This is a genomic window from Flavisolibacter ginsengiterrae DSM 18136 (assembly GCF_059568575.1).
On sequence record NZ_JCANTR010000021.1, the window covers coordinates 1 to 23886 of the forward strand.

The window sequence follows — 23886 nt, forward strand, 5'->3', positions numbered from 1 at the left end:
ATTGAGCATTGCTCATTGATCATTATTCCTCTTTCAACCTATGCCAGGACAGCTATAAACAATGCCTCTCCAATCTAACTCCACTTCAACATTCGACATTCCCTGTTCAACTGTTCGATATTCCCACCCTTCTTCCTATCTACAGTATACCAACGCCCTACCTGCAGTATAGCTACGGTATAGATACTGCGTGATGATCACGCAGTATCTATACCGTAGGTAGGGAGTAGATAGGGGGCAGCTATACTCCAGACCGGGAGTAGGTAGTATCCAGATAGGTTATTGATAGGTCGATGCTAAAAAGAAAAACTGGAGATAGCCCGATTCCATTGGTAAGGAATGTAGGAACGTCATTGACCAACCGGGCCATCAAAAAGAGCCTGGCCATAACAGGGGAAATGAAAACTGCCGGGGAAGAAAACCTGATTAAAATCATGTTCCCTCAAATCTCTTATCATCTACATGGGTATCCCATAAAAATACTTTTGCTTCAAACAAAAATCATCGATATGCAAACCACCGAAATGGTGCAACCCAATGCGCCACAAACTTCCCAGGAAGAGGAGTTTGACAAAAACTTCAAGCCAAAGGGCGCCATTGCATTCTTCATTTTATTAGTACTGCTCGGAGCCTTTATCTGGTATGGTATCTATTTCATCATGCTCGGAAGAGTCTAAACATTCAAACCATGGTATTGGACAAATTTGAAAAAAGGATCCTCCTTATTACCGGGGCTATATTGTCCCTGTTTATATTTTCTATGCTATATGGCAGAAGCAAGTATAATGACCTGCCTGAATGCCTGCCTTTTGATAAGACTTATACTGAGGCTAAGGTTACCAAGCTGGATGAAAATACCTACCAGGTCTTTGCGGTTGCACAGATGTGGCAGTTTCAACCATCACAGATTTATATTCCTGTAGGCAGCGAAGTTGACTTCTTCCTGACATCCAAGGATGTAGTACATGGATTTAACATAGCCGAGAAGAACGTTAACATGATGGCTGTGTATGGCAACATCAATAAACAAACTGTAAAGTTTGACAAGCCAGGCGTTTACAAGATCACCTGTCATGAATACTGTGGTGTTGGCCACCAAAACATGCAGGCTGAAATAATTGTAAACTACCCTGCCAAATAATTTCCACTTTTTTATTCAAACGAAAAGCGCGATCAATATGCAACTTTCAAAATCATTAAGAAGAGTAATATACTGGGAACTAGGCATTCCCCTGGCACTCTTATCGATAGGCATTTACCATGGACTCATGCAGGTCATTTACCGTGCAGGGGTTTTGCATCAACCTTCTTTTGCCAAACTGGATTATTACCAGGGCTTAACATTACATGGCGTTATCAATGCCATTGTATTGACCACATTCTTTGCTGTAGCTTTCGGGCATGCTACGATTGCTTTCTTTCTAAAGAAGGAGCCTAATAAAAAGCTGTCCTGGCTTAGCTTCTGGCTGATGACCATCGGAACACTGATGGCTGCCTGGGCTATGCTGGCCGGCAAGGCTTCGGTATTATACACTTTCTATCCTCCGCTAAAAGCACATCCCTTCTTTTATTTAGGCACTGCTTTACTCATAGTAGGATCATGGATTCCACTGTTTGACTGGTCACGCCTGTACAGGCAATGGAGAAAGGAAAACCCGGATACCAAAACCCCACTGGCTGTTTTGGGTACTCTGGTAAACTTCATCATCTGGTTTGTGTGTACACTTGCAGCCGCCTATGAAGTATTAGTGTTATTGCTTCCCTGGGCCATGGGATGGAAACAAACTGTGAACGTTACACTTGCCCGTACCTTGTTTTGGTTCTTCGGACATGCCCTGGTGTATTTCTGGCTGTTGCCGGCATACATCATGTTTTATAATTTCCTGCCCAAACTGGCAGGCGGTAAATTGTTCTCTGATCTTGCAGGCCGCATCGCTTTATTTGGCTTCCTGTTATTTTCAGTGCCGGTAGGTGTGCACCACCAGTTTTCAGATCCTTCCATCACCAAAGGCGTAAAGATCTTTCAAAGCTTACTGACCTTTGGAGTTGCCATTCCAAGTTTTATCACTGCATTTACCCTTGCGGCTTCACTGGAGTATGCAGGCAGGAAAAGAGGTGCTAAAGGTCTGTTAGGTTTTTTTGGCAAACTACCTTACCTCGATCAAAACCGTTACCTGTTTGCCTATATGATCTCTGGATTATTCCTGTTCATATTTGGTGGGCTCACGGGTATAGTCAATTCTTCCAGTGAACTGAATGCCGTGGTACATAACACTGCATGGTTACCAGGTCACTTCCACATGACTGTAGCAGGCCCTGTATTTCTTGCCATTATTGGAATGAGCCTTTATATCTATTCAAAGAACTCAGGTAAAAAAGTGTTCATGCCAAAAGTGGCCGTGATCATACCTTACCTCTGGGTGATCGGCATCCTGATCTTCTCCACAGGCCTATCCTGGGGAGGTCTTCTGGGTGAGCCGCGCAGGACCAATTTGGGAATGACCTACCTGAACCCAAAAAATGAATTGTTTACACCGGAGTGGGTGCCTACTACAACGCTTGCCTTATTAGGAGGCATCATTATGTTCATTGCGGGCATGCTGTTCCTGGTAGTATTCTTTGGTACCATGTTAAAGAAACAGACAGAAGCAGCCATGTTGGAGTTCCCAGTGAGTGAAAACCTGCACAATGAAAGGCGCATACCATTATTTGATTCATTTAAGCCTTGGCTGGTGACGATGGCGATAGTATTGGTGATAGCCTACGTACCTGCCTTCTTGGATGCTACAAAGAATCCGGGTCCGGGAGCTCCCCGATTCACGCCTGACAACCCCGTGCCGGTTTCAACTACCTTAAAAACTGATGGTTTGAAAACACCGGCTTTAGGGGATAAAACGGCAAGTGCGGTAACCATTCAGAAATGAAAAAACATTTTAGCATCTGGATGTTCCTGGCCATAGTGGTGCTGCTGCCCATGGGTGTATTCGGGATTGTGAAGTGGTATGAACATACCTATACCAGGTTACCCGTATTGGGCGGAAATGATCATACCATAGCTAATTACCAGTTGGTGAATCAATATGGAAAGACTTCTTCCCAGGCGGAATGGCAGGGAAAGATCACGGTCAATAATTTCTTTTTTACCCATTGCCCAAGCATTTGTCCCAAAATGATTCGCAATCTGAAAAAAGTGCAGCAATTATATGCCAATGATCCATCTATCCTGGTCAATTCCTTTACGGTTGATCCGGAAAGAGATTCTGTTGGGCAGCTAAAGTCTTATGCCACAAAAATGGATATCCAGAATAACTGGCAACTGATTACAGGAGAAAAAAAAGAGATATACAAGCTGGCTAGAAAAAGTTTTCTTGTGGTAGCCACTGACGGAGATGGAGGACCCAATGATTTCATCCACAGTGAATTATTGGTTTTAGTGGACAAAGCAAAACGCATCAGGGGCTTTTATAACGGTACTGATGATGCGGAGGTAAATAATCTATTAAGAGACATCAAAAGATTAGAAAAAGAATACTCCCGTTAAACCTGACCAAAATCATCTGTTCGTCTGTTTGAAGTAATCATTTTGAAAAATTTATTCTTTCAGCTTTGTAACGAAAAGAAAACAACGCATTACTAATGAAAAGGAAGATCACTCAATTAGCTCTGATATTCTTTATAAGTTCATACGTCATGGCTGCGCCTCCGGTAGAGGAAGGCAAGGCTATATTCAGTTCCCGTTGTGCAGCTTGTCATAATGTAAACAAAATAGTTACCGGGCCTGCACTGGCAGGAGTGGATCAAAGACGTTCCATTGACTGGATCATCAATTTTGTACACTCCTCTCAAACAGTGATTAAAAAAGGTGATAAGGATGCAGTTGCGCTATTTGACAAGTTCAACAAAATCCCAATGCCGGATCATCCGGACCTTACCCCTGATAATATCAGGAGCATTGTAGAATTTATTAAAACAGAGGCCAGTGCAGGCCCAGAGAAAGCACCGTTTACTAAACCGGGCAAATTACGCCCTGTATATACACCATTGTCTATCACCAACTATGGATTCTTTATTGGTTATTTAGCTGTTGTAGTCCTGCTTATCATAGGTCTGCTTATAGCCGTAAAAGTAAAAAGCATGGAACGCTATATGCGCCGTAATCAGTAAAGAGTGTATCGTTGGTTTTCGTTTCAATTGTGCTCTATCCATCCAGCAAGTCAGGATTAAAGGATAGGGCACTTTTTTTTGCCTGGCCTATCTTTGCCTGATGCATGTTGATATCATTAGTGTGTTGCCCGAGCTGCTAAACAGCCCCCTCTCCCATTCCATCATGAAAAGAGCGCAGGATAAAGGTTTGCTGACTGTAAGAACCCACAACCTCAGGCAATGGGCGGTGAATGAATATGGACAGGTGGATGATTACCAGTATGGCGGGGGCGCAGGCATGGTGATGATGTGTGAACCCCTGGTCAATGCCATTGAATCTCTTCAAAAGGAAAGAAAATATGATGAGATCATCTACCTGACACCTGATGGAGCCACTTTGAACCAGCAATTGGCCAATCAATTTTCACTGAAGGAAAATATTTTACTGATCTGCGGGCATTATAAAGGAATTGATGAACGTATCAGGGAACACTATATAACCAAAGAGATTTCCATTGGAGATTATGTATTGAGCGGAGGTGAGCTGGCGGCGGCCGTACTTGTTGATGCTATCGGCAGGCTACTCCCTGGTGTGCTGAATGATGAAACATCTGCCCTAACAGATTCTTTCCAGGATAATTTATTGGCCCCCCCCGTATATACGCGACCATCTGAATTCAATGGATGGAAAGTGCCGGACGTATTGCTGAGCGGCGATCCTAAAAAAATTGATGAGTGGCGCCATGAAATGGCCATAGAAAGAACCAGGGAAAGAAGACCGGATATTTATAAGAAGCATGAGGAATAAAATTTTGGGTTGATTTGAAAGAAAGAAGCTAAATGCTATTTGCATATGTTGAATTACCATTTCATTTCATGATGTTTCTGAATAATTTTTTTTGATTCATTAAAAGCTTTAAGCATACCTACTTTTGGATTCCAGGAATCAATTTCAGATATTCCATGGCCAAGAGTAACATTAGCTATCAGTTTGCCCTTGGAGAAATAAAAATTTCCAACCCATATTACAGAATCAATTTTGCCCATGTCGATGAGGTAGGTAGTAATTTTCTCATTAGCATAAATCAAACTCCCATTTTTACAATAGAAGCATTGTTGGATAGTATCCTTTTAATTAGCAAACTTTCTATTAATTAGTTCATATCCTTCTGAGGATTCAACTTACTGATAATGTATGTTGGGAAAAGTATTATCAAGTCCAGATATTGAAACGTTTGATGCTTTTAATTTTTCTCAATTTGAGATATGCTTGATTTGTAAGTCAATAACAACTTTTTGCTTTTCTAAATTTTGCCCAAATAAATTGATTTCAAATACATGAACAACTATAAAGAGTAGGTATTTCATCTTGAACATTTCAGTTTTGCTTTCGGGCCTGCGAGGTAAAGGAATCTAAAGTGCAATAATTTTATTATCTCGACTATAGCACTTTTAAATGTTACATCATTTGTATCAAAAGTTTCCTGGGTATTTTAAATGCTAGTGAATATGACAGTCTGAGAACTGATAAACAATTTCAAGAGGAAGTTTTTTTAAAAAAAAGAGCCTCCTGTAGAAACAGGACGCTGTTGATTAGGACATTGCTTCCCAATTGTTATGGCAATTAGGAGGGAAGCTCTGTAAAACGTTTTTGGAAAAAAAGTGCCCCGCTTAGAAAAGCAGGGCTTCACCCTTAACCATACGAAACCAAGTTCTTAAATTCTATGTAGAAATCTTACGATCTATTAATCTATCAGAAGGCGATATAAAGGTACATAGCCACTATTCCGTACAATATTTGTTTCGGTGAAAGCCCCAAAAAAATCGATAAATGTAAGGTAGTTCTTAATTAGCCGAAGTTGTATAAAAGATTGTGAAAGCTTAACTGGTTTTAAGCAATCTTTTCACACCTTCCAGGGCTTCAAAACATTTAACAGAAATGAAATTATAATGCTCGTCCAGCACAGAATTATCATGAAGATGTTCAACATTTTCAATCTCAGATAATGCAGGTGTTAATTCATCGGATAAGCCCACATACCCAACAGTAGATTTCATGGTATGTGCTACCCTCCTGATCTTATCAAAATCCCGATGCTGAATAGCATGTTTTAACAAATTCAATTCTTCGGGCATTTGCATTTGGAATTGTTCTAATATCTGCCTTTCAAAATCAGAGTCATTCCCTGATAATTGGTGCAGGTATTCCAGGTTGATCTGGATATGATGGTCATTATTCAGGTCGGAATGATGTTGCGCATGACGGGCTATGATATTATACAATACCGTTTCTTTTATGGGCTTTGACACATAATCATTCATTCCCAAGGCCAGGCATTTTTCCTTTTCACCTGCCATCGCATGAGCGGTCATGGCAATAATTGGAATATCGATCTGCAGATCTTTCCTTATCGTTTCAGTAGCTGTATAACCATCCATTTCCGGCATCTGGATGTCCATCAATACAATGGAGTAATTATTAACCTGCAGTTCTTCTATGGCTTCGGCGCCATTGTTAACGATAGTATAATCAATAGACCAGCTTTTTAATAAATGCGCTATCAACTGCTGGTTCATGAGATTATCTTCAGCTATCAAAGCCTTGATACGTTGAAGGGTTACAGGTTCCATTTCCGCCGCCAGTGCTTCGGAAAACATCTGGTCAACATCCGGTAGTTTATACGTCAGTTCCACTGTAAATTCAGTGCCTTTATTCAAAACACTTTTTAAATCGATATGGCCCTGTTGGAGGTCAACAAGTTGTTTAACGATGGCCAGCCCCAGGCCGGTACCCCCAAATCTTCTTGTGATCTCCGTATCGGCCTGCTGGAACCTTTCAAATATATATTTCTGTTTTTCGGGAGCAATACCAATCCCTGTATCTGAAATGATCATTCGGATACGCACCTCTGATTCGTTCATTTCAACTGCATGAACAGCAATGGTAATAGATCCTTTGTTGGTAAACTTTACTGCATTGCTTATAAGGTTCACGATGATCTGGGTCAACCGCACCGCATCACCCTGCAAAACGTCAGGAACATCTTTATCAATCTGCACGTTGAGGCTCAGGCGCTTTTCCCTGATCTTCTCTATGAACATGGCCCCCACAGAGCTGATCAAACTATTCAGGCTAAAACGCACTTCTTCCAGGTGCATCATACCCGCTTCAATTTTCGAAAGGTCGAGGATATCATTTACCAGCGCCAGCAAGTTCTCTCCTGCCGAATGAATATTTCTTACATAATCCTTTTGATGATCATTTAACTGGGTGCGTCGCAGCAAGTTGGTGAATCCTAATATGGAATTCATGGGGGTGCGAATTTCATGACTCATATTGGCCAGGAATTGTTCTTTCATCTGTGCCACCTCACGGTTACGCTTATCCGATTCATTTAGCAAGCTTATGATCCTTTGCTGATGACGGCCCTGGCTAAGAATGTACCAGAAGGCAATTATAACGGCCAGGAGGGCTATGGCAGTAACCACAAGTCCCCAAAGACGCGCCTTGCGACCAGAGGATTCATTGGAAGCTGTAAGTTGATTCAATTGCGCCTGGCGGTTATTATCCAATACAGTGATAACCTGAGAAATACTATCCCTGAGGATCTGCCCCCTATGGGAATTGATAACTGATTCTGCCGAATCCTTGCTAAAGTGATTAAACGCCTCCAGTATCTTACTGCTGAAATTCAATTTTTCATTTACCAAAAACTGCAGGTTGCTGATCTCTGACGACTGAAGCTGCCCACTATTTAAATGCTGAAGTTTTGCAAGTTCAGATCTTATTAAATCTATCCTGCCTTCTGTATTATTTAATAAAGACCGGTTGGAAGTGATAACGGCACCCCGAATATCGCTTTCTACCATTAGTAAATTGGATTCCAGCTTGCGCAGATCATTCTGAACTTTGATCTCACCAAGTAATCGTTGATTACCCTGGATCAACCTGTTTATATTGTATCCCGAGATAACCTGTAGGAAAACGATAACTATTACACCCACTAAAAACAACCACAATACGAGATATCTTAATTCCGGCTTACGCATAGTATTGCTACCGAAAATACGAAAATCAATTTGCCGGGGTGCTGTGTTTGGAACTTAGGATGGTTTTTTTAGCAAAGCGGAAGATACCATAGATGGAAAGGATCATCAATAGCAGGCTGGGCAATAGAACAATTGACCTTTTTTGAGAGAATATTTCTATGAAAAAATAATACTCAGAGGTGATGAGCACAGAAAGGAATAATATGAATACAAGAAATTTTTTCATAAAAAAACAGGATATATCCTGTTGGTTGCTTAGTTATTTGGTGTATTGTTACTATGTGTAAAACACAGGCCTAAAGAACTGCACTTATAAACCGGATCTTGATTGTATAAGTGCAAAACAAAAATAACAGTCCCAATTTTGTATTTGGGATTACTTAGTTTAAAGTATGAAACACTTCGATGAAGGGGAAGTTAGATACGGTGAAATTTAAAGAAGATTCAACCTTTTGTTAAGATTTGCCTTATGGGTATCTGCAACCGGTATACTGGTTTTCCCAATACTGATGGTTCCTTCCTGTATATAGTCAATTTTATTAATAGCAACAATATAACTGCGATGAACCCTGATAAATTTTGAAGATGGAAGTTTTTCTTCAATGGATTTCAGCGTTGCATGCACCACATGGAACTTTTGTGCGGTATGCACTTTTACATAATCACCCATTGCTTCCAAAAAAAGAATATCGTCGATACTTATCCTTTTCAGGATGCCATTATCTTTTACAAATACAAAACCCTGTTCTTCAACCTTCACCTCTTCTTTATTGCTTTCCAGTGCTTCATTAGCCTTTTCAATAGCCTGCTTAAAACGTGGCATTGCAATAGGCTTCACCAGGTAATCCACAACATTCAATTCAAATGCTTCAACAGCATAATCCGCCTTGGCGGTGGTGAATATGATCAGCGGTTTTTTATTGCCCATTTTTTTTATAAGTTCCAGTCCGCTCATCCCGGGCATTTCAATATCAAGTAGCAGCAGGTCTATGGAAGTATCATTTAATTCTTCATTGGCTTCCATTGCATCACTGCATTCAGCCACCAGTTCCAATGAAGGCACCTGGGTTACCAATTGCTTCAGGGCCATCCGGGCCATCTTATTATCGTCTACTATTAAACACTTCATAGTTAAGGGTATAAACAAATATAATAAACCATGGGTTGCTTCATACAAAAAACATGAAAGCAGGAATCTTCTTCCTGCTTTCATAATCATGCCAATTATTTAGTACCTATTACAGGTAATGATCTTTGACGAATCAGTTCATTCAATGCAGGGATGTTCTTTTCCCTAATTGTCCTGAACTTATTAAGCTGTTCATCGACCTGTGCACTGATATCTTTGAAAACTTCTCTTGATTGCTTGCTGGGTGCAAAATTGCCACTGTTTGCCACATCAAACAATCCGGATAATTTATCATTCAAACGGATGGGATAATTCAATACATCCTGCTCACTTTTTGCTTTTGTCTGGTACAATGCCTCTTCGATCATGGACATTTGCTTATTGATGCTATCTGCCATTGATTTAACATCCTTTGGAATATCCTTTCCCTGTAATGCGGTGAAAGCATTGATCTGGGCCCGGAGATTCCTGATGTCCTTAATGGTCTTTTGTGTGGAATCAAACTTCTCCTGCACTGTTTTCAGAAAAGCAAATTGTTGCTCGTATTCTTCCTGGGTGGTTTTATAGGTAAGGTCGGGAGTAATTGAAAATGGAACATCGACTGAGTCCATGCCTATTTTAAACCGGGCATAATAAGAACCGGGAGGAGCTACAATACCTGAAGGAACACCATTCCAGAGTACCATCCCCTCCACTCTTTCTGACCCCGGATATAATAAATTCCACGAGAAAGTATTCATACCTGTAGCCACATCCACCTTAGATCTTGCGTCTTTAGCATCGGAAGTAAAAGTTTTGATCTCTTTGTGTTCCTTATCAAAAATGGTTATTGCTGCTTTGGTTGAATCATTGATCTCTTTTACATAATACTTAAAAACTACGCCCGAAGGAGGGTTGGTGCCTGCGTTTTTCGGAGTACCAAATGATTGTGAAAAACGGTTACCCGGTATGCGGATGGTAGGCTTGACCTGGAAAACATGCAATTTTTGCCCGAGTATGGATCTGTCAAACTGCTGAATCACACCAAGGTCATCTATTATCCAAAAAGCACGACCCTGGGTGGCTACCACCAGGTCATTGTCTTTGATGGTTAGGTCAGTAATAGGAACCATGGGCAAATTCTGCTGGAAGCTTTGCCAGTTCCTTCCGTCATCGAAAGAGATATACATGCCATATTCTGTACCTGCATACAACAGTCCTTCACGCCTGGGATCTGCTCTCAGGCAACGGGCAAAATGCATGGAAGGAATACCATTGGTGATCAGTTTCCATGTTTTGCCGTAATCTTCCGTTTTGTAGATATAAGGTGTAAAATCATCCAGCTTATACCTTGTGCCTACAAAATAGGCGGTGCCCTTTTTGAAAGGATCTGCTTCAATACAATTCCACATCATCCATTTAGGACTATCCTTTGGGGTTACATTAGACCAGTTCTTACCGCCGTCACGACTAACAGATATGATGCCATCATCACTTCCTGTCCACAACAGGTCTTTTTCAAGTGGGGATTCGGTAGCCGTAAAAATGGTACTGTAATATTCAACTGAAGTATTATCCTTTGTGATCGGTCCACCACTTGGTCCCTGTTTGGATTTATCATTGATAGTAAGATCCGGTGAGATCTGGGCCCAGGTTTGACCCTCATCCTCTGTTACAAATAAAACATTACCTGCGGTGTATAAGCGTTTTGGATTATGAGGAGAAAAGAATATGGGAAAGTTCCACTGGAATCTATATTTCTGCACATCAGCGCCAGCACCCATAGGGTTATCCGGCCATGGTGATACAGCCCTGTTTTCACCGGTTTTATGATCAAGCCTGGAAAGGTATCCACCATAGTTACCCCCATATACAATATCCGGATTCAAAGGATCTGCTACCACGTATCCACTTTCTGCCCCTGCAGTTGATTCCCAATCATTTTGTGTGATCCCCTCACCGGAAGACCTGCTTTTAATCCTTATGGTACTGTTATCCTGTTGGGCACCTAAGATCCTGTAGGGATAGGAATTATCAGTGGTGACCCGGTATATCTGGGCCGTGGGTTGATTCATATAAGTGCTCCAATTGGCCCCCGCATCAAAACTTACCTGTGCACCCCCGTCATCAGCAACGATCATCCTGTTACCATCGGCAGGATCTATCCACAGATCATGGTGATCACTATGAGGCGTATTGATGGCTTGAAAGGTTTTGCCGCCATCCCTGCTTCGCATCATGTTTACATTGGGTGCATATACCAGGTTATCATTTTTAGGGTCTACAAACACCTTATTATAATACCAGGCTCTTTGCCTTATGTTGTTATCGCTGCTGGTAAGCGTCCAGGTTTCACCTGCGTCGTTTGACATAAACATTCCGCCATCCTGGTTTTCAATCAATGTATAGATCTTATCAGGATTGGATGGGGCCACCGCCACCGATACAATGCCCCAAACACCTTTTGGCAAGCCTTTTTTTGCAGAAATATTGGTCCATGTCTCTCCACCATTCGTGCTTTTCCATAGCCCGCTGCCTTCACCACCACTTTCCATACTATAGGGTGTTCGCAAAGCCCTCCAGGTGCCTGCATACAACACTTCGGGATTTCCATCCTCCATAACAAGGTCTGAAGCGCCTGTCTGATTATTTACATACAATACCCTTTTCCATGATTTTCCACCATCAATTGTTTTATAAATGCCCCGCATTTCATTCGGACCAAACAAATGACCCATTACAGCCGCCCACACTATATCCGGATTGCGCGGGTGAATAAGAATACGTACAATGTGACGCCCATCTTTTAACCCTATATTTTTCCAGGTGCGGCCACCATCTTCACTGCGCCACATCCCCTGTAGGCCCTCACTAACATTGCCGCGCAGGGTATTTTCCCCCTCACCCACGTACACAATATTTTCATCACTGGGTGCCACAGCTACAGCGCCAATTGTTCCACCAAAAAATTTATCACTGATATTTTTCCAGTTGCTGCCACCATCTGTTGTTTTCCATACACCGCCACCAGTGGCACCAAAATAAAAAGTGTTCTTGTTATTATAGCTTCCTGCAACGGCACCGCTACGGCCACCACGGAACGGTCCTACCAGGCGGTAATTTACTTTCAATAAAAGAACAGCTTCTGTGGATTCAGAAGTAGTATTCGGTTTCTTCTTTTGGGCAACTACAGTAAAAGCAAGAAATATAGGAATACATAACAATAATTTCCTCATGTGTGTTTTACAATTAAAGCGGAAAAGTTACAAAGGCGAAATTGATTCAAAAAAGAAATGCTTTGGAAACCCGCAAAATTATTTTGATAGCTTTATTCCATGAACGATTCATTTACCATCAGGGGAAAGCTTGTGGATGTGCATGCCAGGGAGATCTATGCTGCAGAAATAAGGGTGGAAAAGGAAAGAATAGTGGCAATAACACGCGTTACAGAAGAAGCATCGTTGGCTAAGGATTTTGCGCACTTTATCATTCCGGGTTTTATAGACGCGCATGTTCATATAGAAAGTTCCATGATCATTCCTTCCGAATTTGCACGACTGGCAGTGGTACACGGCACCGTGGGCACGGTAAGCGATCCACATGAAATAGCCAATGTGTGCGGAATGAAGGGTATTGATTTTATGATTGAAAATGGGAAGACAGTCCCGTTCAAATTTAATTTTGGTGCACCCAGTTGTGTTCCTGCAACAAGTTTTGAAACAGCTGGTGCTACCATAAATGCTAAGGCTATTGACCTTTTGATGCGGAGAGATGAAATTCTTTACTTAAGTGAAATGATGAATTTTCCAGGAGTGTTGCAGGGAGATGCGGAAGTAATGGAAAAAATAAAGACCTCTCATAAATATAATAAGCCGGTAGATGGTCATGCCCCCGGATTAATGGGTGAAACTGCTTCCAGGTATATCAATGCGGGCATATCGACCGACCATGAATGCTTTACGAAAGAAGAGGCATTGGATAAGTTGCATCGGGGAATGAAGATACTGATCAGGGAAGGTAGTGCCGCCCGCAATTTTGACGCGCTCATTGACTTGCTCCCTGGCTTCCCGGACAAAATGATGTTTTGCAGTGATGATAAACATCCTGATAGCCTTGTTCACGGTCATATCAACCTTTTATGCCAAAGGGCCGCGGCAAGCGGCATAGATATTTTTACAATTTTAGCTGCTGCCTGCGTGAATCCTGTAAATCATTATAAACTAAAAGTTGGATTATTGAGGCTAAATGATTTTGCTGACTTCCTGTTGGTGAAAGACCTTGAAAATTTTGATGTGGTACAAACCTATGTAAATGGTAAACTGGTTGCTGAAGAAGGCAGATCATTTATTGAGGCTACAAAAGCGACATCTGTAACTGCCGTAAATAATTTCAATTGCAGTAAAAAAACCGTTTCTGATTTCTCCACCAGTCTTCCTATGAAGAGATCTGCTATCCCGGTAATAAAGGCCCTGGATGGTCAACTGATTACTAATGCATTGACATTGTCGGCTGAAGACCTTTCCGAAGTGGGAAGTTCCAATATTGAAAAGGATATTTTAAAAATTGTTGTTGTAAACAGGTACCAGGATATGCCGGTGGCAAAAGCATGGATCAATGGATTTGGACTACAGGAAGGAGCGCTTGCTTCTTCTGTGGCTCATGATTCACATAATATCGTTGCTGTAGGAGTTGATGATGAATCCATTTGCAAGGCAGTGAACCTTGTCATCGAAAATAAAGGCGGGGTAAGTCTTGCATCTGCAAACCAGGAAATGGTGATAGCACTTCCCGTTGCAGGATTAATGAGCGCTAATGATGGTTATAGCATTGCAGAACAATATTCATCAATAGATAAGGCAGCCAAAGCATTGGGATCTACACTGGGAGCTCCGTATATGACGCTTTCTTTTATGGCCCTGCTGGTAATACCGCACCTGAAGCTAAGCGACAAAGGATTATTTAACGGTGATAGTTTTTCTTTTGTATAAAACTTTACAGGAGTATTTTCCAATTTGAAATCTATGCTTCCTGGCCAATCCATACTGCACCACCAATGCTATCTCTTGTTGCCCCGGTAACTGATGAAAGCACATTATATTCCTGCCTCCACCTTAATACTCCTATCAATGCCATGATCAGCGCCTCCTTATAATTAATCACATTGCTTTCCGGAATGATCAGATCAACACACATCGTTTCCAGTTTTTGGCTAAGTGCCTCCGTTAAAAAACTATTAAATGCCCCACCACCGGTCACCAACATGCGGTGGCGTCTATTATTGGTTTCATCTACTGATTTTTCCTGGTTTGCCGGGAAGTTGGCTTTTATGGCTTCACTTAATTGATGAACAATATGTTCCGTATATGTCCTCAACCCATCATTATGCGTTAGCCCAAAGGATTGAATGATAGGAAAAACCTTATCGATGCCAAAGTCGTTGGCAAGAGATTTAGGGTAAGGCTGACCGTAGTAAGACAAACCGTTTAATTTTTCCAGGAGCTCAGGATGAACATTTCCAATTGCCGCCATTTGTCCCTTATCATCATATTCCTTGCCTACAGTATTACACACCAGGTTCAATACTTTATTGGCAGGGCAAACATCGTAGGCAATATATTTCCCTTGCAGGTTGAATGAAATATTGGCTATGCCTCCCAAATTCAGGTAAAGGTCGAAATCAGGGAACAATAGTTTTTCGCCAATTGGAACAATTGGTGCTCCCTGCCCCCCAAAAGCCACATCCAGTGCTCTCAGGTCGCTGACAACGGGCAAACCCGTTTGTGCAGCAATAGCAGCACCGTCGCCCAATTGAGCAGTTAACTTCCTGCCAGGCATGTGGAATGTGGTGTGACCATGAGACGCGACCAAACCAACCCTGTAATGCAAATTATTTTTCTCAATAAAACGGTTGACAGCCTCGCCAAGGTAGTGCCCGTACTCCACATGCAATAACTGGTAATCCATGGCATTTAACCCGGTAGCATGTTGAAGTCTTTCCTTCCATGACTGGGAATATTCTTCACATTCCGCGGCAAGGATCTCAAATTGCCATTTTCCTGCATTTTCCTGGAATTCTGCAAACACGATATCCAGACCATCCAATGAACTGCCACTCATTAATCCTATAGCTCTGTACAACATAATTAATATTAGTATTAAAACGTGAACACCTGCATAAAAACGAATTCAGTTAAATCAGCTTAAACTGCTTTCTTCTTTATATTTTTGGGGCGAAGGTAGAAATTCAACTTAATGGTAATCAATTTAAGCAGGGAACATTCTTTAGTAAGTAACTGGGTAGCTGAACTTCGTGATGTTGAAATCCAAAAAGACAGGATGCGTTTCAGGCGTAACCTGGAAAGAATAGGTGAAGTAGCCGCTTTTGAGATCAGCAAAAGGTTACCCTTTGTACAAAAAGAAATACAAACCCCTCTTGGTACGGCTATTTGTGAAGTACTGGAGGAACAACCCGTTCTTACGACTATATTAAGAGCAGGGTTGGCACTGCACAATGGATTGATCAGCTATTTTGACAAGGGAGATAATGCCTTTGTATCTGCCTATCGAAAACACAATAAAGAGGGTTCTTTTGAAATTGCCCTTGAATACCTTTCCTGCCCCGAAATTGACGACAAGGTTTTGATCATTTCCGACCCGATGCTGGCAACCGGAGCATCCCTGGTAAAGACCATTCAATACCTGAAAGAAGAAGGTAGCCCAAAATCCATTCATGTAGTAACAGCTATAGCCTGCACGGTAGGTATTGAATACCTCAGGCGTGAAGTTCCTGAAGCCATAATCTGGTGTGGCGCTATTGATGATGAATTGACTGCCAAAGGATATATCGTTCCGGGATTGGGAGATGCAGGCGACCTTGCGTATGGCGCCAAGATCCAATCATAGAAAGAATTTTGCGGTAAACACCTTTATTTGTAATTTTCGCATCTAACTGTGATGAATGCGGAAGCTACTGTTTTGTTTTTCCCTGATATGCTGTGTTTTTTCCTTGAAGGCACAAGACCCTAATTTTTCCCAATTTTTTGCTTCACCCCTTACGCTAAACCCAGCCCTGACAGGCAAGTTTGATGGGGTATTTCGCGTAGCAGGCAATTACCGGAATCAATGGCCTACTATAAATAATGCTTTCACCACGGCTACTATTTCCATGGATGCAGGCATACTTCGCAATACCATTCCTGATTATGACCAGTTTGGAGTAGGCATCATGGCTTTTACTGATAAAAGCGGCAACGGGGTATTACAAAATAACTTCCTGGCATTGTCCACCGCTTATCATAAAGCACTGGACGAAAATGGATTTCACCAGATAGGTCTGGGTTTCCAGGGAACTTACGTCAATAAACGCCTTGATATTGCCAGTCTTAAATTTGAGAGCATGCTTCGGGCAGATGGCTTTACGGGATTGATGGACGAATCCTTCAGCTCAAACCAGATCAAACTCTCCTATTTTGATATGAACCTGGGTATTCTTTATAATGGTACAACAGATGGTTCCAATAATTTTTATTTAGGAGCCTCCATGTACCATGTAAACCATCCCAAAGAGACATTCAAGCAAGGTAACTACCTGTTGGATCCCAGGGTTACCATCCAGGCAGGAGGAATGGTACCAATTGGAGAATTCAATGCTTTTCATTTCAGTGCCAATCACAGCCGCCAGGCAAATGCTACGAATACGGTGATCGGTGGTGCCTATATGATCAATGTTTCGCAGGATGCCGGAAACCCAACGAATCTATACCTTGGTAGCTGGTACAGGTTTGGAGATGCTATTATTCCCTATGTGGGACTGGAGTTTGGTGAATTCCAATTAGGGGCGAGCTATGATGTCAATACTTCCAGCCTGAAACCTGCATCTAATATGCGGGGTGGTGCGGAGATCTCTCTTATTTACATCAAGAAACATACTGATCCAAATGCAAAAAAGCTGAACTGTCCTAAGTTCTAAAGCACGCTTAATTCCTGGACCGATAGTACATGTATTGTAGCTTAATTTCTTATTTTTCCACTTACATATTTATTGCCCCTGATAAAAAAGCGATAGTGCCAGGCAGCGTGTTCACCAGCATAATCCACCCCTATCCTTGGTGATGCTCCCAGCATGTCTTTGGTAACTTTAAACCCATCATCCGCAATATATAGCTCCTTGCTATTGAGTGAAATTCCACATTGGGATGTATGAAAGCCAAAGGCTTTTCCCACATTTCCGGGTCCCCTGGTAAGCGTATCATCAGGTTTGAGCTTGCCTGTTCGTTCCAACATGGTATCAATGCCAGCAATAGGTTCAACTCCCCTGATCAAAATAGCATGCGGCATATCGGTATAATTGGTGACTATATTAAACATCTGGTGTATACCATAACATAGATACACATATGCTCTGCCTCCTTCGCCAAACAATACCTGGGTTCTTGGCGTTCTGCCTTTGGATGCATGAGATGCCCTGTCAATCTCACCTTCGTATGCTTCAGTTTCAACAATTCGTCCTGATGTGAATTCATCATCCCAATTAGTTACCAGCACTTTTCCGAGAAGTTCCTTTGCTATTTTGACCACATCGTTTCTCAGGTAAAAAGATAAGGGCAGTTTTTTCATGTACTTATCAATCATTTAGGGTAATGAAATTCCAATATATTTACCGTTCAAATCTACTATTTGCTAAAAGAAATTGTAATAGCAATCCAATCCTATATTGATGCGCACCAGTTCATCAGGAAGCATAACCTTTGGAAATGGATACTGATTCCAGGTATTATTTATACCATATTATTCATAGCAGGAATGTACTTCTTCTGGAATTCTTCAGATAGCGCTGTGACCTGGCTTAGTAAAAGCATTGGCCTGGAAAACTGGCTGCAACATCAAACCAATACCTTCCTTAATTTTTTATTCCTGATGGCGGGTATTATGCTTCGGCTAATATTGGTATTTTTTTATTTTTCCCTATTCAAATATCTTTTTCTCATTATCGGGTCTCCCGTATTTGCCTACCTCAGCGAAAAAACTTCAAGCATCATTGAGGGCCGTGAATTTCCTTTTAACTTCAACCAGTTAATGAAAGATGCAGGAAGAGGTATTCGCCTGGCTTTGCGCAATACAGCCTGGCAAACCCTGTATGCTGTTTCTTTGATCCTGCTATCACTGGTTCCATTGGCCGGTTGGATCACTCCATTGATCGCCTTATTTGTAGAATGCTATTATTACGGTTTTTCCATGATGGATTACAGTTGTGAGCGAAATCAACTATCCTCTACGGAAAGCATTGCCTTTATCAGCCGCCATAAAGGACTGGCTATTGGCAATGGCCTTATATTTTACCTGATGCATGGCCTGGTGATCATAGGTTGGGTATTGGCACCAGCCTATGCGGTGGTGGCTGCCACTCTAAGTTTACACAGAATTAAAAATCAATAATGCCCGCAACTGTTTACCTTATTCCAACCGTATTAGCAGAGGGTGAGACCCAATGCCTGCCAGGTTATCTCTTGGATGCTGTAAAAAAGTGTTCGGTATTCTTCGTAGAAAATGAAAGAACCGCCAGGAGATACCTCAAACTGCTTTGGAAAGAAATGGTGATCGATGACTATCAATGGCATAATATGAAAGAGGCCAATGCAGCAGTTAAAGGGTCCTTTGAACAAGCCATTAAAGAAGACAGAACAATAGGAATAATAAGCGAGGCTGGATGCCCCGGAGTGGCCGATCCTGGACAGGTGTTGGTTGCTCTTGCCCAGGCAATGAATGTACCCGTAAAACCATTAGTGGGCCCGAACTCTATTTTATTAGCATTGATGGCAAGCGGCATGAACGGACAAAGTTTCCAGTTTTTGGGATACTTACCTATTGATCAATCTAAAAGGATACAGTCAATAAAAGAGTTGGAAGCTGAATCAAAAAGTAAAAATTGCACCCAGATTTTCATTGAAACTCCTTACCGAAATAACCAGTTAATGGAGTCATTGGTTAAGTCATGCCAGCCTCAGACTCATATTTGTGTAGCAGTTGATATCACCTCCCCCTCAGAGGAAATTCGTACAATGACAGCGCAACATTGGAAAAACAAACTACCTTCCTTGCATAAGCGCCCTGCCATTTTCTTAGTGTATGCCGGCGAATAATAAGATACTCAAGGCATAATTTTTATATATTCTTATAAGAGAATTGCCAGGGTGAGTACGTTGGCTATTCCCTTACTTTGCAAGATGGAAATTATTCAGGCCAGTTATCTTATCAGCAGTCCTTCTGTAGAAAAGTGCCCTGCTCCCGACAAGGCAGAATATGCTTTTATTGGCAGAAGTAATGTGGGAAAGTCTTCCCTCATTAACATGCTATGTAATAAAAAAGAACTGGCTAAAGTTTCTGCATCCCCGGGCAAAACCCAGATGATCAATCATTTCATTATCACATCCAGTGATAAAAAGGAATGGTACCTGGTAGATCTACCCGGGTATGGATATGCCAAACGATCCATAAAACAGAGAAACAGCTGGCAGATAATGATTGATGGTTATTTAAAAAGCCGTGAGAACCTTGTGAACCTGTTTATTTTAATTGATAGCAGGATTAGTCCACAGAAAATAGACCTGGAGTTTGTCAATAAGCTGGGGGCCTGGCAAATGCCATTCGCTATTGTTTTTACAAAGGCCGATAAGTCCACACAAAGAGAAACCGCTAATAATGTCAATGATTTTTTAAAAGAATTGCTGAAAACCTGGGAAGAACCCCCACCCCATTTTGTAACTTCAGCTATCAAGAGGACGGGATCCCGTCAAATATTGAACTTTATCGGCGATCTCAATACAGCCTATGAAAAACACAAAAAAGACAGAGTATAGTTTTTTATGATTTAAATTGCACCAGTTTAGGTAAAGCATATGAAAAGACGGAGACAGGAAAGAAATATGGTGGTTGTTCTATTTGTCCTGGTTATCATTACTTTTTCATATGCCGAAAGAGACTCCCGTAAACTTGAACGATTATACGCACCTGCAAAAGCTACCTACACTCCCCTTCAAAAAGAAAAGAATATTGCAGGAAATGAAGAACATAAAAAAAGTTTAGTCCTCAGGATAGCAAAAAGCTAATTATTTCTATTTCGATCCTGATTGCACCCAATGATATCCAGATAGGCTAAGATTTTATTATTACCGTCATTATACTGATTTCCTAAAAAGGAAAGGAAGCCATTGTAGTCTGAATACACATGTCTTAATATATGTAATTACCAGCTATCAATTTAAGTAAGGCCAGCAAGAATTGAGAAAGCAGGTCCATATGTGGTTAACAGATGAAATTGCACTTACAGTTATAATTGCTACTATAACTATTCATGGTGAGAGAACAGTAAGATCAATATTTAATTCACGACCTTATTGGCGCAACTACTACTGGCAAATGCTTCGGGTTTTGCTTTAAAGGCAAAGCCCATACCCAGTATATACCCCATGGCCTCCTTTAAAGCATCATTACTTTTAAAATGAGGATTGGTATTGATGTCTGCATGAACTTCCATATCTACATCATAAATAGTAAAGAGATTGCATAGTTCGTATGCAATCTCTATGCTCTTGGCAACTTCGACAAGCATTCGTTCTTTGATTGCGTATTGCTGTCTTGTTTTCTCGTTATGGATAAACATGAAGCCTCCGTGACCTTCTCTTAAGAATACGATCACTGTAGCGAATTCGGTTTCCTGGCCTTTGACCTGGGAGTCGGTTCCTATGCAAACTTTTAAACGGTAACCTGCCGCTGTTTCTCTCCTGATGACATTTTCAACAGCATCGTAAATGGGCAGATTAATGGTTTCTCCATTGAATTTTCTCCATTTCATATAAAAAGAGGTTTTTCCAAGTTACGGAAAAACCTCCTACTTACCAAGGGGCACGGATCTGGTAATATCTTACTGCTTCATAAATTTCTCTGTAAACTGGCCTTTATCATCCATATATTGTATTATAAACATCCCGGAATTCAGGGAGGAAGTTGAAATGGAACTAACACCTTGTGAAAGCTTTCCTTTAGCCACCAGACGGCCATTGATATCCGCAATGGAATAATTATACAATCCCGGACTGTTCACTGTTAAATTGCTTCTAATAAGATTGCTAATCACATACGGCTTGCTGGTATTATTATTTCCAATAGAGATAATATTGGAATAATACTGGCGGCCATTATCCAGCTCAATATTTATTCGATAATATAATACAGCCCCGGTACCGGCAAAATAGCTGAAAGTCCTTTCGGTTGCAGCCGGCTGACCTATGACCTGGAAATTCTGCCCATTGGTGGACACTTCCACGGTTTGTTTCACTACAGCTTCTTCAGCTTCTATATCCCAGTCCAGCTTGTGCTGGCTCTTTTCTACAGCGCCATGAAGTTCCAGCTTATGTAATGGTAGAATGATACCAGCTCCAAATTGACCAAGCAGGTTATAGGACCCCAGGCTGGCATATTCACTGGTGAATGAATTGCCCATACCTTGTAGTCTTAAATAATAAGTTCCTGCGTTCAACATCGTATCAATACCAGATTTTAGTGTGTTGGCAGGGTTATAGGTACCAAGAACGGTGGTGGCACTTGTCATCAGGTCCACTTCAAGGTCAAGGTTGGCACCTGAATAACCATCACCGAGGTTAAATGGAACTGCATCTAATTTAAACCTTCCAAATGATGGAATGGTTACACTTACAACATCCACATCTGTGCTTTGTTCAATTATGCCATTCAATGAGAATTTGTCATTTGTGAAACTAACCTTAGTAGGCTTTTTAAAATCTGCTGTATAATCATCAGCCCTATACGTAAAGCCATTATAGGTAGTAATGATCTGAAGATCGTTTTGAAAATTAGTACATCCGTAAGGGTTAGCCCCATTGTTCCAAAGCGTAAAGTTTCTATAGTAGCCCGAACCCATAATCGGTGCCCAGCCTATTTCTCCTGAACCAATTCCGCTGTTATATTCAGAAAGCTTATTACAATTGTTATCATAAGATGCCTGGTGTTTCAAACCAAGTGTATGCCCAACTTCATGAGACGCTGCTTCAGCAATGTATTTAGGCACATAATTCAGAAGGGCAGTAAATACAAAACCGGGTGTATTATCACCCCAGGTAAAAGAGCCCATATAGGATACACCCCCGGCATTGCCGTACCAATCAGATGTTGTTGTAAGTATTATTCTGATCCTCCTGTCGATAGGAGCTGACCAATACTTTGTAGAGTCCGTGGTTACATTAATATCAAATGGCCGATAGTCTTCTGAAACCCTTTCAAAAACTTCCTTTATCTGGGAAGCATTTATGCCAGCGGGCGCACAGGTAATGGCCGAACCAGACATGTTCCAGCTTGTACCTTGCAGCGTCTGACCATCAAAATCAAGGTAAATAGTTGCTGCAGAGGAAGGATTGCTATTATAAATAGGTACCTGGCTGAATGCTGAGACAGAAATCAGCAAAGAAAGAAATACAGAAGTTAGGGTTTTCATGGAAGTTACGGATTGGGTTTGGATAGGACTTGGAACTAATGAATATTACTCGCTTATCAGGTCATAAAGGTTTTTCTTTTTTAAAATGTATTGATCATCTTCTTTTACAATTTCGTAAGCATCAGAATTCTTTGTGCTGATGATCCTTCCCAGGTATTTTACAGTACCATCTTCCTTCATTGTCCTGGTGTAAGTAAGAATGGCGCCCTTCCTGTTGATAGATTTGATAACGATGCTTTTTACATTCACATCCTTTTCAGAAGATTTTGAAATAACAGAGCCGATAATATGGAAATTGGTTGAAATGGCTACATTAACGGGATCGCCAGGTTCCAGATCCAGTAATGTTTCAAGATTTGAAACTTTAACCGGCATCTTATCAGGAAGATCAGCAAAAAGATGGGGCTTATTGTAATCAGGTTCGTTTATGGGAACTTTTCCCTGTGCAGAAGATGACATGCCACAGGCAATCAGGAATACGCAAAAGGCGCAGGTTTTCAGGATATTCATCGGACTTGGATTTAAAAGTTAGTTTCTAACTTTTAGCAGGGGTTAGCTGCTGGTTTTCAAGGATTACTTATAGTGCAAATTTGTAAAAAACAATATCAGTTCAAAGTGTAAATCAAAAATTTTTTAAAGATTAAGTGTTAATACTGATTAAAGACGTAGATCTCCGATAACAAAATAGAAAAATGGCTAGTACTGACCAGTGCTCAACATCACAAGCGTACAACCAATAAACGGTTCAATATTATTTTCTTTCGCCTTTTTGATCAGGTCATCGTTTTCGGTTCCCGGATTGAATATAATTCGCTTAGGCTTAAGACTTAAAATATAATCATAATACTCAACCTGGTTCCTGGGATTAAGATATAATGTCACAGTATCAATCCCTCCCTCTGCAATATGGTCCTTGTGAATGATTATATCGCCAACCTTTGTTTCCTTCCTCCCTATGGCCACCACAGGATGTTGATATGCAGACAATTTTTGCATGGCCAGATAACTATACCTGCGTGGATTGTCAGAGGCCCCTAATACTAATGTTTTTTTCTCCATTTCGTAATCGTTACCATTG

The 23886-nt window shown here is 41.2% G+C and carries 24 protein-coding genes; 13 read left to right on the forward strand and 11 right to left on the reverse strand.

What is annotated here, in order from left to right; all coding sequences use genetic code 11:
* Nucleotides 1-293 precede the first annotated feature (293 nt).
* From BP74_RS17715 to trmD, 6 genes are all read left to right on the forward strand, one after another.
* Nucleotides 294-677 carry a hypothetical protein gene (locus BP74_RS17715; protein ID WP_496376136.1) on the forward strand — a complete coding sequence of 128 codons (384 nt, stop codon included), beginning with the start codon at nucleotides 294-296 and terminating at the stop codon, nucleotides 675-677.
* 11 nt (nucleotides 678-688) lie between these two features.
* Entirely contained in the window at nucleotides 689-1141 is a 453-nt protein-coding gene (locus BP74_RS17720; RefSeq protein WP_496376138.1) for a cytochrome c oxidase subunit II, read from the forward strand.
* 37 nt (nucleotides 1142-1178) lie between these two features.
* Nucleotides 1179-2924, forward strand: coding sequence for a cbb3-type cytochrome c oxidase subunit I (locus BP74_RS17725; protein WP_496376140.1), 1746 nt, complete (start codon nucleotides 1179-1181; stop codon nucleotides 2922-2924).
* On the forward strand, nucleotides 2921-3541 hold the full coding sequence (locus BP74_RS17730) for an SCO family protein (protein WP_496376142.1): 621 nt from the start codon (nucleotides 2921-2923) through the stop codon (nucleotides 3539-3541). Before BP74_RS17725 ends, BP74_RS17730 begins: the two co-directional genes overlap by 4 nt.
* A 95-nt stretch (nucleotides 3542-3636) precedes the next feature.
* Nucleotides 3637-4164, forward strand: a complete 528-nt coding sequence (locus BP74_RS17735; protein ID WP_496376144.1) for a c-type cytochrome — start codon at nucleotides 3637-3639, stop codon at nucleotides 4162-4164.
* A gap of 100 nt (nucleotides 4165-4264) precedes the next feature.
* Nucleotides 4265-4951, forward strand: coding sequence for a tRNA (guanosine(37)-N1)-methyltransferase TrmD (trmD, locus tag BP74_RS17740; protein ID WP_496376146.1), 687 nt, complete (start codon nucleotides 4265-4267; stop codon nucleotides 4949-4951).
* A 53-nt stretch (nucleotides 4952-5004) separates the two neighbouring features.
* Here the strand turns inward: trmD and BP74_RS17745 are convergent, their stop codons facing one another.
* The 5 genes from BP74_RS17745 to BP74_RS17765 all read right to left on the reverse strand — a co-directional run bounded on the left by BP74_RS17745 (nucleotide 5005) and on the right by BP74_RS17765 (nucleotide 12537).
* Nucleotides 5005-5232, reverse strand: a complete 228-nt coding sequence (locus tag BP74_RS17745) for a hypothetical protein (RefSeq protein ID WP_496376148.1) — start codon at nucleotides 5230-5232, stop codon at nucleotides 5005-5007.
* Between the two features lie 792 nt (nucleotides 5233-6024).
* A complete protein-coding gene (locus BP74_RS17750) occupies nucleotides 6025-8193 on the reverse strand; it encodes an ATP-binding protein (RefSeq protein ID WP_496376150.1) in 2169 nt (722 codons plus the stop codon).
* A gap of 25 nt (nucleotides 8194-8218) precedes the next feature.
* Nucleotides 8219-8419 carry a hypothetical protein gene (locus BP74_RS17755; protein WP_496376152.1) on the reverse strand — a complete coding sequence of 67 codons (201 nt, stop codon included), beginning with the start codon at nucleotides 8417-8419 and terminating at the stop codon, nucleotides 8219-8221.
* 207 nt (nucleotides 8420-8626) lie between these two features.
* Nucleotides 8627-9322 (reverse strand): LytR/AlgR family response regulator transcription factor, encoded by a 696-nt coding sequence (locus tag BP74_RS17760; RefSeq protein ID WP_496376154.1) that lies wholly within the window; start codon nucleotides 9320-9322, stop codon nucleotides 8627-8629.
* A gap of 95 nt (nucleotides 9323-9417) precedes the next feature.
* Nucleotides 9418-12537: a WD40/YVTN/BNR-like repeat-containing protein gene (locus BP74_RS17765; protein ID WP_496376156.1), complete on the reverse strand. Its 3120-nt coding sequence runs from the start codon at nucleotides 12535-12537 to the stop codon at nucleotides 9418-9420.
* A 99-nt stretch (nucleotides 12538-12636) separates the two neighbouring features.
* On the opposite strand from BP74_RS17765, the gene ade reads away from it, so the two are divergent.
* Nucleotides 12637-14289: an adenine deaminase gene (ade, locus tag BP74_RS17770; protein ID WP_496376158.1), complete on the forward strand. Its 1653-nt coding sequence runs from the start codon at nucleotides 12637-12639 to the stop codon at nucleotides 14287-14289.
* 31 nt (nucleotides 14290-14320) lie between these two features.
* Here ade and BP74_RS17775 read toward each other — a convergent pair whose 3' ends face one another.
* Entirely contained in the window at nucleotides 14321-15442 is a 1122-nt protein-coding gene (locus BP74_RS17775) for an anhydro-N-acetylmuramic acid kinase (protein WP_496376160.1), read from the reverse strand.
* A gap of 111 nt (nucleotides 15443-15553) precedes the next feature.
* Between BP74_RS17775 and upp the strand changes: the two genes are divergently transcribed.
* Nucleotides 15554-16204, forward strand: coding sequence for a uracil phosphoribosyltransferase (gene upp / locus BP74_RS17780; protein ID WP_496376162.1), 651 nt, complete (start codon nucleotides 15554-15556; stop codon nucleotides 16202-16204).
* Between the two features lie 55 nt (nucleotides 16205-16259).
* Nucleotides 16260-17270: a PorP/SprF family type IX secretion system membrane protein gene (locus BP74_RS17785; RefSeq protein WP_496376164.1), complete on the forward strand. Its 1011-nt coding sequence runs from the start codon at nucleotides 16260-16262 to the stop codon at nucleotides 17268-17270.
* 41 nt (nucleotides 17271-17311) lie between these two features.
* Here BP74_RS17785 and BP74_RS17790 read toward each other — a convergent pair whose 3' ends face one another.
* Nucleotides 17312-17917 (reverse strand): DNA-3-methyladenine glycosylase, encoded by a 606-nt coding sequence (locus BP74_RS17790; protein ID WP_496376166.1) that lies wholly within the window; start codon nucleotides 17915-17917, stop codon nucleotides 17312-17314.
* A gap of 60 nt (nucleotides 17918-17977) precedes the next feature.
* Between BP74_RS17790 and BP74_RS17795 the strand changes: the two genes are divergently transcribed.
* The 4 genes from BP74_RS17795 to BP74_RS17810 all read left to right on the forward strand — a co-directional run bounded on the left by BP74_RS17795 (nucleotide 17978) and on the right by BP74_RS17810 (nucleotide 20406).
* Nucleotides 17978-18736, forward strand: a complete 759-nt coding sequence (locus BP74_RS17795) for an EI24 domain-containing protein (RefSeq protein ID WP_496376168.1) — start codon at nucleotides 17978-17980, stop codon at nucleotides 18734-18736.
* Nucleotides 18736-19440 (forward strand): SAM-dependent methyltransferase, encoded by a 705-nt coding sequence (locus BP74_RS17800; protein WP_496376170.1) that lies wholly within the window; start codon nucleotides 18736-18738, stop codon nucleotides 19438-19440. The genes BP74_RS17795 and BP74_RS17800 overlap by 1 nt, the downstream gene beginning before the upstream one ends.
* An 84-nt stretch (nucleotides 19441-19524) precedes the next feature.
* Entirely contained in the window at nucleotides 19525-20157 is a 633-nt protein-coding gene (gene yihA / locus BP74_RS17805; RefSeq protein WP_496376172.1) for a ribosome biogenesis GTP-binding protein YihA/YsxC, read from the forward strand.
* A gap of 39 nt (nucleotides 20158-20196) precedes the next feature.
* Nucleotides 20197-20406, forward strand: a complete 210-nt coding sequence (locus tag BP74_RS17810; RefSeq protein ID WP_496376174.1) for a hypothetical protein — start codon at nucleotides 20197-20199, stop codon at nucleotides 20404-20406.
* Between the two features lie 272 nt (nucleotides 20407-20678).
* Here the strand turns inward: BP74_RS17810 and BP74_RS17815 are convergent, their stop codons facing one another.
* The 4 genes from BP74_RS17815 to BP74_RS17830 all read right to left on the reverse strand — a co-directional run bounded on the left by BP74_RS17815 (nucleotide 20679) and on the right by BP74_RS17830 (nucleotide 23867).
* Nucleotides 20679-21152 carry a ribonuclease H-like YkuK family protein gene (locus BP74_RS17815; RefSeq protein WP_496376176.1) on the reverse strand — a complete coding sequence of 158 codons (474 nt, stop codon included), beginning with the start codon at nucleotides 21150-21152 and terminating at the stop codon, nucleotides 20679-20681.
* A gap of 69 nt (nucleotides 21153-21221) precedes the next feature.
* On the reverse strand, nucleotides 21222-22808 hold the full coding sequence (locus BP74_RS17820) for a T9SS type A sorting domain-containing protein (protein ID WP_496376178.1): 1587 nt from the start codon (nucleotides 22806-22808) through the stop codon (nucleotides 21222-21224).
* 45 nt (nucleotides 22809-22853) lie between these two features.
* On the reverse strand, nucleotides 22854-23318 hold the full coding sequence (locus tag BP74_RS17825) for a hypothetical protein (RefSeq protein WP_496376180.1): 465 nt from the start codon (nucleotides 23316-23318) through the stop codon (nucleotides 22854-22856).
* A gap of 186 nt (nucleotides 23319-23504) precedes the next feature.
* The gene (locus BP74_RS17830; protein WP_496376182.1) at nucleotides 23505-23867 is read right to left on the reverse strand and encodes a CoA-binding protein; all 363 of its coding nucleotides are present in this window, start codon (nucleotides 23865-23867) and stop codon (nucleotides 23505-23507) included.
* Nucleotides 23868-23886: the final 19 nt, after the last annotated feature.